The sequence below is a fragment of the uncultured Cohaesibacter sp. genome (assembly GCF_963556055.3).
Classification (GTDB): domain Bacteria; phylum Pseudomonadota; class Alphaproteobacteria; order Rhizobiales; family Cohaesibacteraceae; genus Cohaesibacter.
On sequence record NZ_CAUVYE020000008.1, the window covers coordinates 569,680 to 581,698 of the forward strand.

The following is a 12,019-nucleotide window of genomic DNA, read 5'->3' on the forward strand; positions in this document are numbered from 1 at the left end:
TTATTGCTTCAATATAATCGGAAATTTCAGGATTTGAAGTCGTTTTACAATCCCTGTTTGCTCACCGGTGTCTGAAACTACTGACTTGCCCAGAGAATTTTGGCGATCCACTGGGCCGAAGAGGCCTGAAGTCTTTCCTCGGACTCTTCGGAGGCTGTTTTTCGCAGCGGGGCGATGCTCAATTGTCCGCGATCCATTGTCCTGACAAGGCCTGCAAGGATGCCCTTGAGGGAATGGAAGAGCAGCACCCGATCCCCCTCGGCCAGGGATGAGGGCTGGCCCAGCAGCAATATGGCATCCTTCCTGAAATGGGGCTCGAACCTGTCATGGGTGACATGGAACACAGCGAAGGGAAACACGGCAGTCAGAGCACCGCGGGTATCATGAACCGAAAGGGCATTCGGCACCCGGTACTCCTGACTTGCCGGGACTATCAAGCCCGCTTCGGCAAGGACAGGCCAGCTTGGCGGGGCTTTCTGCGCAAGGATATCGTCAAATGACCAGTCCTTGCCCTCGGTATCGTCTGCTCCAAGGGAAAAGAAGCTCTCAAGGGAAACGGACGTTGCATCAAGGATTTTGGCAATCGATTCGGTCGAAGGCCAGCGCGGGCGGCCATTTGTGCCAAAACGCTTGGACTGATTGAAACTGGTCGGGTCAAGCCCCGCAGCCCGCGCCAGGCCGGAGACGGAGACATTCTGTCGGCTGGCCAGAGAATCGATCGCTTTCCAAATGCGTTCGTGAGATAGCATAGCTAGACATCGTGCCTCATGATTCAATATAGAAACAACCATAAAGATTAATTTCAAAATATCAACCAAGGGTAGTGGCTATATGTTTCTGAAATCGCATAATAGGCACCTGAAATGGGGGCACTTTGCTCAACGGGACAACAAGCTGGGATTGCTTCGGTTGAACCGGACAGATTGATACTTTCCCGAGGCGAAATCGGCTGCTATTAAAATAGTCTGGAATTGCAGCGAATCTGCGTATTTTCCCGAGGAGACCTAGGCTGTCGCAATGTCGACTGGAGTATGAGCTGACATGGAGAAACTGATCTACAAGCTGGCCACCATAGAGCAATGGGATGACGCAAAGTCAACTGGCCGCTTCAAGGGAGCCCCGATTGATATCGAGGACGGGTTCATTCATTTCTCCAGTGCTGGTCAGGTGGAGGAAACCGCCCGCAAGCATTTCAGGAATGTGCCCTCTCTGCTTCTGCTGACAGTCTCTGTCGAGACACTGCAAGAGCATGGCAAAAAGCTTGTCTGGGAGCCGTCCCGCGGTGGCGCCCTGTTTCCCCATCTTTATGATGACTTGCCCCTCGACGCCATTCTCGAACAAGATGAATTGGCCATGGATGACAATGGTTTTCATGTCTTTCCACCCCTGAAATAGGAATAGAAAAAGAGCGAAGCCCGATGCCGAATACACTTCTTGACACCCTGACCCGAAAGGCGCTCTTCACGCTCGATCCGGAAACCGCCCACCATCTGTCGATATTGGCCCTGAAAACCGGTCTGGTACGCGGCGCGAAGTTACCTGACGAGCCACTTTTACGCGTCAAGTTGTGGGATCTGGATTTCCCAAATCCGCTGGGGCTGGCAGCTGGCTATGACAAGAATGCCGAGGTGCCTGACGCGGTGCTAGGGCTTGGCTTCGGGGCTGTTGAAGTTGGCACGCTGACGCCCAAGGCCCAGCCGGGCAATCCGAAAAAGCGTCTGTTCCGCCTTGTCGAAGACGATGCAGTGATCAACCGGATGGGGTTCAACAATGAAGGCCACGCCGCCGCGCATGTGCGTTTGACAGCCCGCATGAAAAAGCACAAGTCCGGCATCATCGGCGTCAATGTCGGGGCCAACAAGGACAGCAAGGATCGCATCGAGGATTATGTGAAAGGCATCGCCGCCTTCGCCGATGTGGCATCCTTTTTCACGGTCAATATCTCCTCGCCCAACACGCCTGGCCTGAGAGACCTGCAAGCCCGTGACGCGCTTGACAATCTTCTTGCGAGGGTGCTCGAGGAACGCGACACCCAGACAAAATGGGTGAACCGCAAGGTTCCCATTCTTCTCAAGATCGCACCGGATGTCGACGAGTTCGGACTTGATGATATCTGTTCGGTGGCTGTCGCGCGCGGTATTGACGGCATGGTCGTTTCCAACACGACGCTCGATCGTCCCGCACGTCTCAAATGCACCTCTGTGGCCCATGAGATGGGGGGGCTGTCCGGGACCCCGATCTTTAACAAATCGACGATTGCGCTTGCCAAAACCCGCAAACGGGTTGGACCGGCCATGCCACTGATCGGAGTCGGTGGTGTCAATGATGCGATTTCCGCTCTGGAAAAGATCCGGGCAGGTGCCAATCTCGTTCAGTTTTACACCGGTCTGGTCTATGGCGGGGTTTCAACCGTGAGCTATATGCTGCGCATCATGGCCGCCGAATTGAAGGACCGCGGCGTCAAGAGCCTTGATGATATTCGCGGCGAGAGTTGCGAGGACTGGGCAAAGCGCCCCCTGAACTCATGAGCCATCACCTGCCACGGCAGGACCGGGCGTGTATGGCCCGCCCATCTGGCAAACCGGACCCCTCAACAGCGTGTCGCGCACCGGCAAGGGAGTGCTGCATGCGGATCGGAGACATCAATGACCGTAACCATCTGGCACAATCCACGTTGCTCCAAATCACGTCAGGCAATGACATTGCTCGAGGAAAAGGGCGTTGAGCCTCAAGTCCGCAAATATCTCGAGGATGTTCCCGGCGCAGACGAAATCAGGGCGGTCCTTGCCATGCTGGATATCGGAGCCCGCGATCTGATGCGGACCAAGGAAGCGCTCTACAAGGAATTGGCGCTTGATGAGGAAGAGGATGAGGCAAAGCTGATCGCCGCCATGGTCGCCAATCCCGGATTGATCGAAAGACCGGTTGTGATCAACAAGGGCAAGGCCCGGATCGGACGCCCAACCGAAGCGATTCTCGAGATTCTCTGATCTCGCCCGAACCTTTCCGCTGATCGTTCAGCCTCGGGCAAAGACCGCATCCCGCCGCCTTGGGAGCATCAGCGCAAGGCTGAGGCCACGGGTGGCCAGAAACATCATCAGGCTCAGCCAGAGACCGTGATTGCCTAGATGCGGCATGGCCAGATATTGCAGTATGATGAAGACGCTCGTCGACAGAATGGAGACATTGCGCATTGTCGACGACCAGGTCGCTCCGACATAGATCCCGTCCATCTGAAAGGCAAAGGTTCCGATGAGCGGGGTGAGGGCGGCCCAAATGAGAAAGTGGCCAGAGAGTTCCCGCACGCCTTCGGCGGTGGTCAGGGCATTGATGATGGAAGACCCGAAGCCGATCATCAAGAGCGAGAGAAACAGCCCGAGGCCAACGCCCCAAACAAGCGTGAGACGCACCGTCCGGTCAAATGCTGGCCGATATTGTGCACCAATGGCCCGCCCGCCCAACTGCTCGGCGGCGGTGGCAATGCCATCGAGGAAGAACCCTCCGAACATGAAGAATTTCATCAAGAGCTCATTGGCCGCCAGAATATCGTCGCCCTGCCGCGCACTCAAAGAGGTGAACAGGGTGAAAGTGAAGAGCATGACCATGGAGCGAATGAAAATGTCGCTGTTGACTGCAAGGAAGCGCAGAAAGGCTTCTCTGGCAAACAGACGCATTGTCGGAACGCGCCAGTCATCCCTGAGGTGATGGGCCATCATGCCAAGGCCGGCAAGAACGGTCACCGCTTCAGCCGTTACCGACCCGAGCGCCGCACCCGTCACCCCCAGTCCCAGCCCCATGACGAACCAGACCGTCAGAATGATGTTGACGCTGTTCTGCAAGAACAGCAGCACCATCCCCTGCCGCGATTTGCTGAGCCCGAACAGCCAGCCAAAAATGGCAAAGTTGCTGAGACTGAAGGGCATGGCATAAAGCCGGATGAGCAAATAGCTTCGCGCCGCTTCATTGACCTCCTGGGACCCACCCATCGCCGTGAGGGCCCATGGCAGCACCATGGGGCCAATAAGGATCGTCAGAAAGCCGATCATGAGGGCAAGCATCAAGGCGCGATAGGCCACCGCGCGTTCGGAAACCTTGTCTCCTGCTCCTATCGCCTGCGCGGTCAGGCCCGTTGTGCCCATGCGCAGGAAATTGCAGGATGCAGCGACCAGATCGAACAGGGTGGAGCCGATGGCGATTCCGCCTATCAGGGCCGCCTGTCCCAACTGTCCGATCACGGCCATATCGACAATCCCTACCACTGGCACCGTAAGCAGACCCAATGTCATCGGGATCGCGATGCCGAGCACCATGCGATGGGTAACCGTAAAGGCGCGCACATTGACAGCTGCTGGGGCCGTTTCCATGGAGAAATTCCGTATGCCAGGTTTGATAGAAAAGCGATGTGCGGCAGAGGTCCGCGAGGTTTCTTCCCCCTAGCATCGGGGAAGCGGAAAGAAAAGCAAAATATGCGCAAGGGAGGGTTTGAGATCTCGACGAAAGCTGGTCACCAAAACAAGCAACCGCCACACGGGGACCAATCGTGCGACGGTTGATTTGTTGCGAGTGTACCTTGATCAACCTGAAAGCGAGCACAAGGCTCGAGGTTCATCCGCATATCTGTGAGAAGGAAAATGACCGGGTTGTGCCCTTCTCAAACGACCTTCAAAACGCGACCCTGAAAGGATTGCTTCCTGTGTTCTGAAGATCATCACTGACAATGACACTATTACTCATCGGAGCCGGGAAGTCATCTTAAAACTCCGTAATGTCTTGGAAAGGTTCACTTTATAGAAATTCCAAAGTCATACGGACTGTGCACTCAAATCAATGAGAGATAGGGAAAAGGCCTTATATAATGCATATGATAAGAATTAAAAAATCAATATGTTACGGCTCGTTGCGCCCCAGTTTGAGCAAGCGGATGATGATCCAGATCGGGATGACAATGAGCGCTCCGAGCAGGAAATACTCGACTGCCCAGTGGATGGCATCAAAGCCCATATAATAGATATGCTGCACGAAATTGCGCAAATAGATGAGAATCTGGCGCGGATGCAGATTGAGTGCGCTCAGAACGATACCCACGACGACGGACAGGCCAACCAGTCGCAGAATCACGGGGCCGGGTGACCCGCCAAAAAATCGGTTGAGAGTCGAATTGGTCATGATTGTCTCTCCTGTTTCCTGTCAGAGTGGCTCGAACCGGTTCGCAGCCTCCTGGACGGGGGGACACATCTGTCCCGTCCATCTGTGCATGTAATCAAGTTGAGCGAAGGCTTCAACCCTTGATTAAGGCTGCGATGGGAAATGCGGCGATAAGCTTGCTGTAAGTTGCGACTAACTCCTGCACCCTCGGTGACTTTGGATCAAAAGTCTGGCTAAACAGGGCCACTGAACCAAGGGGGGGCTCTTGATTCTGAATACCGGCGTGAAGAACAAGAAGGGGGTAATGGTGACAAAAGGGCAGCAGACATTCTTTGACAATTTTTATCGCTATCTCAGCAAGATCAGGACACCGGGGCATGCTTTCATGGTGTCCGGCATCTTTGCGGGTTTTTGCAGTCTGGCGTCCCTTACCGGAACGCAATTGGCTTTTCGAGATTTCGAGTCTCCGATCATGCCGCTTGTCGAAGTTCTGGCCTATTTTCTGCCTTTCCTGCTTGTCTTTGGCTCCAGCTTCATGCTCATTCAGGGCTTTTCGCGTCTGCATCAGCAAAATCGTTACCTGTCGGAAATTGCACATAGGGATGATCTGACCCGTTTGGCCAACCGGGCCGGTTTTCTGACCAAAGGTCAGGAAATGGTCATGCATGCGGATATCGAAAACACGCCTCTGTCCCTGATCATGTTTGACATTGACCATTTCAAACAGATCAATGACAGCATAGGGCATCTGGCCGGCGACACCGCTCTTCAGCATATTTCGGGCCTTTTGCGCCATACTTGCCGCGAATTTGACCTTGCGGCTCGGTGGGGCGGGGAGGAATTCGCGATCATTCTCCAATGCTCCAATATTTACGGCGCAAGCAACTTTGCCGAACGGCTGCGGGACAATATCGCCAATTCACCCTTTTATTGGGAAGGCCATCCCTTCCGTCTGACCATCAGCTCAGGCGTTACCGAATGGTCTGGCGAGGGTGACAGCTTTGCCGCAATGGTCGAGCGGGCAGACAAGGCGCTCTATATTGCCAAGGGTGAGGGACGCAACAGGGTCCGGATCGCCAAGGTCAACCTCGAAACGGTCGATGGATTTGAGCTGGATCTGCAATTTGGCCGCGACAAGCAAAGCGGTGACGCGGCAGCTTGACCCCCCCCTTTGCCTGACCCGCGAGCTTTGCCCCATCAAAACATCTTGAGCACTGATAAGTGGATGGTGACATTGTCCCTTTCGTAACCCATAGTCCTGTCTATGCAGAATGACAGGACAGAGGGAATGGATGCAAAGGCGCGGATCGAAACGGGGTTACCCCCGGCTCGCGACCAATTCCATGCGCGGTTCGAAATCGCCCAGGACCGTATCGATCATTCCGATTTGCCATCGGTTTTTGCCAACTGGTTCGCGGGGCGCGGTTGGCAGTTGCGGCCCCATCAGGCGGCGATGCTGGCAGCGGCTGAAGACGGCCAGCCGACGCTGCTGGTCGCCCCCACCGGCGCGGGCAAGACCCTGTCGGGCTTTTTGCCCTCACTCATTGATCTGAATGATCCCGATCAGGATTGGCGCGATCAGCTCCATACGCTTTATATTTCTCCGCTCAAGGCGCTGGCGGTTGATATCGCGCGTAATCTTGAACAGCCGATCAGCGAAATGGGATTGGATATCTCCCTTGAAACCCGGACAGGGGACACCCCGGCGCACAAGCGGAAACGGCAAAAGCAGCGCCCGCCCAATTTTTTGCTGACCACGCCTGAGCAATTGGCTCTGTTGCTGGCATCGCGAGAGGCGGAGAGCCTGTTTGCCTCTTTGCAGACTGTCATTCTCGACGAGCTTCATGCACTTGTCACTTCCAAGCGCGGGGAATTGCTGAGCCTTGGCCTTGCCCGATTGCGCAAGCTTGCGCCACAGATGCGGCCCATTGGGCTGTCTGCCACCGTCTCAGACCCGCTAGAGCTTGCCCATTGGCTGGTGCCACACGAGGCGGGAGAAGCGCAAGAGGAACCTCAAATCCTGCGCCTGATCGGTGGCACAAGCCCTGACATATCGGTGCTCAATTCCACCGAGCGCATCCCCTGGGCCGGTCACAGCGCCCGCTATGCTTTACCCGATCTTTATGAACTGATCAAACAGCACAAAACGAGCCTGCTCTTTGTCAATACACGCTCACAAGCCGAATTTCTGTTCCAGAATTTATGGAGCATCAACGAGGAGACGCTTCCTATCGCCCTTCATCATGGCTCGCTTGATGTCAGCCAGCGGCGCAAGGTGGAAGCGGCCATGTCCGCAGGCGCCTTGCGGGCAGTGGTCTGCACCTCGACCCTTGATCTGGGGATCGACTGGGGCGACGTCGACCTCGTGCTGAATATCGGCGCACCGAAGGGCGCGAGCCGTCTGGCCCAGCGTATTGGCCGCGCCAACCACCGTCTTGATGAACCGTCCAAGGCCATATTGGTGCCCTCCAACTGCTTTGAAATTCTGGAATGCCGGGCCGCCCTTGATGCCAACTATATCGGCGATCAGGACACCCCGCCCATTCGCAAGGGTGGGCTTGATGTGCTGGCCCAGCATATTCTGGGTCGGGCTTGCTCCGGCCCCTTTGATCCGGTGGATTTCCATGCCGAGGTGAGCTCGTCCTATCCCTACCGCCATCTTTCCTGGGAGCTGTTTGAACAGGCCATCGATTTTGTTGCCACCGGCGGCTACGCCATGCGGGTCTATGAGCAGTTTGCCAAATTGAAGCCAATGCGGGACAAACAGAGCGGCAAAACGCTCTGGCGATTGTCGCACCCAAAGCGCGCCCAACAATATCGTCTCAATATCGGCACCATTGTTGAAGAGGCCATGATCAAGATCCGCCTGACATCCTGGAAGGGTGGTAGCGGCGAGCCAAGGCGTCTGGGACGGGGAGGGCGTGTGCTCGGAGAGGTGGAAGAGGGCTTTGTCAGTTCCCTTTCGCCGGGTGACAGCTTTCTCTTTGCCGGGCAGGTTCTGCGATTTGAAAGCCTTCAGGAAAATTCTGCTGTTGTGACGCGCACGCAGCATCGGGAGCCGAAAATCCCGGCTTATAATGGTGGCAAATTTCCGCTTTCGACCTATCTCGCTGCCCGCGTCAGAGCGATGCTGGCCGATCCCGACAGCTGGCAACGCCTGCCTGATCAGGTGCGCGACTGGCTCGCCCTTCAAAAGGAACATTCGATCATTCCCGCAGCCGATCAGATGCTGATCGAGACCTTTCCACGCGCCGACAAATTCTATCTCACGCTCTATGCTTTTGAAGGTCGCCTTGCCTTGCAGACCCTTGGCATGCTGCTGACCCGAAGACTGGAGCGGGCAGGGGCCAGACCTCTTGGCTTCGTTGCGTCCGACTATGCGCTGATGATCTGGGGGCTCAGGGATTTTGCAAGACTGGAAAAGGATCTGGGCTGGAGTTTCGAGCAATTGTTCGACGAGGACATGCTGGGCGATGATCTGGAAAGCTGGCTTGCCGAGAGCGCCATGCTTAAACGCACCTTCCGCAATTGCGCGGTGATCTCAGGCATGATCGAGCGACGCCATCCGGGGCTGGAGAAATCGGGCCGACAGATCACCATATCCTCGGATCTGATTTACAATGTGCTGCGTGATCATGATCCTGATCACCTGTTGCTGAAAGCCACATGGGACGATGCAGCCGCAGGTCTGTTGGATATCGCACGTCTGAGCGCTATGCTGGCCCGCATCAAGGGCCGAATCATTCATGCGAGCCTTGATCGCCCCTCGCCGATGGCCATTCCGGTCCTTCTGGAGATTGGCAAGGAGCCGATCTATGGTGCAGCCGAAGACGAGATGCTGCTTGAAACCGCCCGAACCCTGATGGCCGGTGCCGATGACGATGATGGGCTTTGCCCTTAGGCCAGAGCGAAACCTTGAAGACAACCGGGATGACTGACATGCATGACCATAGGATCTCGGCAAAAGGAGGGATGCACCGGGCGTCTGGCGAGGTATCCAGCGGCCTCTCTTCCAGAAGCCATCTTGCATTTGACCATGCCGGCGAGTGCTTTGTCGCCAGCACCAGCGGGGCGTTGTTCTGGCCAGACCGGGAGACACTGCTGGTGGCAGATCTCCATCTCGAAAAAGGGTCAGCCTACGCCAGAGGTGGCCAATTCCTTCCGCCCTATGACAGTCAGGCAACCCTCGATCAGCTGGCGCGCGATATCGCTCATTTCAGTCCCGCACGGGTGATCTGCCTTGGTGATTCCTTCCATGATGTTGAAGGACCGGCCCGCATGTCCGATCCTGTCATGCAACGGCTCAAGTCCCTTGGTGACGGGCTTGACTGGACATGGATCATCGGCAACCACGACCCGGTCATCGCCTCTTCTGTCAAGGGCATGGTCGCGGAAAGTCTGACATTGCAGGGCAATCACCGCGAGGTCACCCTTTGTCATGAACCGCAGCAAACGGCAGAAGAGGGGCAAGCCACATCTCAAGCGCTGGAGCTGTGCGGCCATCTGCACCCGGTCACGACGATCCATGCAAGGGGGCGGGCCATGCGGCGGAAATGCTTTGTCCTCTCCGCCGGGCGCATCATTCTCCCGGCTTACGGAGCCTATACCGGAGGGCTTTCCCTGTCGGATGACGCCTTTGCCGCGCTCATCGACAAGGACACGCGCCTTGTCGTGATTGGCAGACAGACCATGGCGATCACGAAATGGGCAGATCTCTCCCGCGTGCGACGTCGGTAGACAGGGCCGGGACGGTGTAGAAAGGGGATCAGTTCTTGCGGAAGACCACGCCGGTCAGCCAACCGGTGAAGAGCGCGATCATCACGCATGCAAGACCATAGAAAAAGCCGTAGTCACGGGCGAGCGCAAATGCATGCTGTTCAAAGCCCGTCTTGGCAACCTTCAGCGTCCTGCTTGCCGAATGCAGCAGGGTTCCGTCACGGAACAGATGGATGGTGACATCATAGGCTCCTACCTCGACATCGGCAGGGATTGATATCGTGCTGCGAAACAGCGACTCGTTGAGAAAGGTGACCGTGTTGGGTTCGTCGCGATAAAGCCCCTTTTCGCGCATCCGCCGCAAGGCCGCACGCCGAAACGGATCGTAGGTCGCAAAACGATCCTGGGGATCGAAACTGACGGGCAGCAGCAGATTTTCCGTACCGATTTGCATCTTGGCGAGCAACGCCGGATGGGCAATATTGATCAAAGCACGGCTCGAAGACAGGGCGTAGAAATTCGGGGCATCTCGAAAAACCTGCCGCTCCTTGTTGATCCAGATACCGAAGGTCCGGTCTTTTCGCCTTGTGATGAGGGTCTGCTTCTTGCCGCGCACGATGATCACGACATCATAGGGCTCGCTCCGGGATATTGTTGCCTTATCGCGTTGGATCATGCCGAAAACGACGATTTCCGATCCGGTATAGTTGGAGGAAATCTTGATGATCCCCTCGGATATGTCAGCAACGATCTTTTCACTATGGGCCATGCCGGAAAGAAGGCCGACCAGCAGAAGAAGAGCGAGGCTCAATCGTCTCAACAGCCATGAAGGGACATAAGGGAACGGCATGATCAATCGCTCCCTCTGACTTCGATGCTGTAATGGTCGGTCGGTTCGAGCACCAGATCGACTGCAAAGCGCAGGCCGACCATCAGCACCAGAATGCCGAGCAGCGCCCGCAATTGCTCTGCCTTGAGCTTCTGCCCGATCTGTGCTCCGAACTGTGCCCCGATCGTCCCGCCAATCATCAGGATGAGCGCCAGCACGATATCAACCGTCTGGTTGGTTGCTGCGTGCAAAGTGGTGGCAACCGCCATGGTTACAAGGATCTGATAGAGCGAGGTGCCGATCACCACCGCCGTTGGCACGCGCAACAGATAGATGAGGGCTGGCACCAGCATGAAGCCGCCACCAATGCCGAGCACAGTGCCAAGGAAACCGATGCTGCCGCCAATGGCGACCACCGGCAGGACACTGACATAGATTTTGGATTTCTTGAACCGCATCTTGAAGGGCAGGCCATGAATCCAGTTATGCTGTCCCGGTTTGCGCATCGAGATGGAAATGCCCTTGCGCGCCTTGACAATGGCGCGCACGCTTTCCATCACCATCAGGGTGCCCACGGCACCAAGGAAGGTCACATACGAGATGGAAATGATGAGATCAAGCTGACCAAGCGAGCGCAAGATTGCAAAGGCCTGAACGCCGAGTACGGATCCCGCTATACCGGCGGAAAACAGCACGGTGCCAAGTTTCAGGTCCAGATTGCCAGAGCGCAGATAGGCAAGCGCACCAGTGGTGGAGGATGCCGTGATCTGGGCGGTAACGGATGCGACAGCAACCGCCGGGGAAATGCCGTAGAAAATGAGCAGGGGCGTGAGCAGGAAACCGCCTCCGATGCCGAAAATGCCCGACAAGAATCCCACCGTGCCACCCATTCCCAGAATGACAAATATATTGACGGGCATTTCAGCGATGGGCAAATACAGCTCCATACGCCACTCCTATGTTCAAGGCTCCGGCAGGTCCGTTTCATCCGCGCCAGCGAAGGCGTCCGGTATGGAACGAGCCAAGAAGCATTCCTTGCGATAGTGTGCCACAGGAAATGCAACAAATCATAAAGATCGACCCTCGCCTGCCAGCTCGCAAACAGGCTGGTGACAAGACATCATGTCGATCTTGAGGCCGATCAGACACAAAGGTCGGAATTCGGTCTACGCGCAGTCTGAAAATCTATCATGCATCGGTCTCGGGGAGGATGACAACGAGAACATGAAGGATGATGCATCCTTCCCACATGCGGGGTCCCGGTGTCAACGTAACAGCAGACAAAATTCCGCAAATTACCGCCTGAAAACAAGGCAGATAGTGGTTTTT

At 56.0% G+C, this 12,019-nt stretch carries 11 protein-coding genes; 6 read left to right on the forward strand and 5 right to left on the reverse strand.

Annotated elements, in window-relative coordinates; genetic code table 11:
• Positions 1–77 precede the first annotated feature (77 nt).
• Complete coding sequence (locus ACHZB8_RS04700) at positions 78–749, reverse strand: hypothetical protein (RefSeq protein ID WP_316858996.1); 672 nt, start codon at positions 747–749, stop codon at positions 78–80.
• A gap of 292 nt (positions 750–1,041) precedes the next feature.
• Here ACHZB8_RS04700 and ACHZB8_RS04705 point away from each other — a divergent pair, with 292 nt between their 5' ends.
• From ACHZB8_RS04705 to arsC, 3 genes are all read left to right on the forward strand, one after another.
• A complete protein-coding gene (locus ACHZB8_RS04705; protein ID WP_316858997.1) occupies positions 1,042–1,395 on the forward strand; it encodes a DUF952 domain-containing protein in 354 nt (117 codons plus the stop codon).
• Between the two features lie 23 nt (positions 1,396–1,418).
• Complete coding sequence (locus ACHZB8_RS04710; protein WP_316858998.1) at positions 1,419–2,528, forward strand: quinone-dependent dihydroorotate dehydrogenase; 1,110 nt, start codon at positions 1,419–1,421, stop codon at positions 2,526–2,528.
• Positions 2,529–2,645: 117 nt separating this feature from the next.
• Positions 2,646–2,990: an arsenate reductase (glutaredoxin) gene (arsC, locus tag ACHZB8_RS04715; protein WP_316858999.1), complete on the forward strand. Its 345-nt coding sequence runs from the start codon at positions 2,646–2,648 to the stop codon at positions 2,988–2,990.
• 27 nt (positions 2,991–3,017) lie between these two features.
• Here the strand turns inward: arsC and ACHZB8_RS04720 are convergent, their stop codons facing one another.
• Both ACHZB8_RS04720 and ACHZB8_RS04725 read right to left on the reverse strand, forming a co-directional pair.
• Positions 3,018–4,364 carry an MATE family efflux transporter gene (locus ACHZB8_RS04720; protein ID WP_316859000.1) on the reverse strand — a complete coding sequence of 449 codons (1,347 nt, stop codon included), beginning with the start codon at positions 4,362–4,364 and terminating at the stop codon, positions 3,018–3,020.
• A gap of 523 nt (positions 4,365–4,887) precedes the next feature.
• Positions 4,888–5,166, reverse strand: coding sequence for a DUF6460 domain-containing protein (locus ACHZB8_RS04725; protein WP_316859002.1), 279 nt, complete (start codon positions 5,164–5,166; stop codon positions 4,888–4,890).
• 244 nt (positions 5,167–5,410) lie between these two features.
• On the opposite strand from ACHZB8_RS04725, the gene ACHZB8_RS04730 reads away from it, so the two are divergent.
• From ACHZB8_RS04730 to pdeM, 3 genes are all read left to right on the forward strand, one after another.
• Positions 5,411–6,307, forward strand: a complete 897-nt coding sequence (locus ACHZB8_RS04730; protein ID WP_316859003.1) for a GGDEF domain-containing protein — start codon at positions 5,411–5,413, stop codon at positions 6,305–6,307.
• 210 nt (positions 6,308–6,517) lie between these two features.
• Complete coding sequence (locus tag ACHZB8_RS04735) at positions 6,518–9,046, forward strand: ligase-associated DNA damage response DEXH box helicase (RefSeq protein WP_394706118.1); 2,529 nt, start codon at positions 6,518–6,520, stop codon at positions 9,044–9,046.
• Positions 9,047–9,084: 38 nt separating this feature from the next.
• Positions 9,085–9,882, forward strand: coding sequence for a ligase-associated DNA damage response endonuclease PdeM (pdeM, locus tag ACHZB8_RS04740; RefSeq protein WP_316859005.1), 798 nt, complete (start codon positions 9,085–9,087; stop codon positions 9,880–9,882).
• Positions 9,883–9,910: 28 nt separating this feature from the next.
• Here pdeM and ACHZB8_RS04745 read toward each other — a convergent pair whose 3' ends face one another.
• Both ACHZB8_RS04745 and ACHZB8_RS04750 read right to left on the reverse strand, forming a co-directional pair.
• Entirely contained in the window at positions 9,911–10,711 is an 801-nt protein-coding gene (locus ACHZB8_RS04745; protein ID WP_316859006.1) for a TIGR02186 family protein, read from the reverse strand.
• A gap of 2 nt (positions 10,712–10,713) precedes the next feature.
• Entirely contained in the window at positions 10,714–11,637 is a 924-nt protein-coding gene (locus ACHZB8_RS04750) for a sulfite exporter TauE/SafE family protein (RefSeq protein WP_316859007.1), read from the reverse strand.
• Positions 11,638–12,019 lie beyond the last annotated feature (382 nt).

Coding starts and splice junctions, on each gene's coding strand:
- arsC (WP_316858999.1), top strand. CDS start 2,646: ATGACCGTAACCATCTGGCACAATCCACGTTGCTCCAAATCACGTCAG.
- ACHZB8_RS04710 (WP_316858998.1), top strand. CDS start 1,419: ATGCCGAATACACTTCTTGACACCCTGACCCGAAAGGCGCTCTTCACG.
- ACHZB8_RS04720 (WP_316859000.1), bottom strand. CDS start 4,364: ATGGAAACGGCCCCAGCAGCTGTCAATGTGCGCGCCTTTACGGTTACC.
- pdeM (WP_316859005.1), top strand. CDS start 9,085: ATGCATGACCATAGGATCTCGGCAAAAGGAGGGATGCACCGGGCGTCT.
- ACHZB8_RS04745 (WP_316859006.1), bottom strand. CDS start 10,711: ATGCCGTTCCCTTATGTCCCTTCATGGCTGTTGAGACGATTGAGCCTC.
- ACHZB8_RS04705 (WP_316858997.1), top strand. CDS start 1,042: ATGGAGAAACTGATCTACAAGCTGGCCACCATAGAGCAATGGGATGAC.
- ACHZB8_RS04700 (WP_316858996.1), bottom strand. CDS start 749: ATGCTATCTCACGAACGCATTTGGAAAGCGATCGATTCTCTGGCCAGC.
- ACHZB8_RS04750 (WP_316859007.1), bottom strand. CDS start 11,637: ATGGAGCTGTATTTGCCCATCGCTGAAATGCCCGTCAATATATTTGTC.
- ACHZB8_RS04725 (WP_316859002.1), bottom strand. CDS start 5,166: ATGACCAATTCGACTCTCAACCGATTTTTTGGCGGGTCACCCGGCCCC.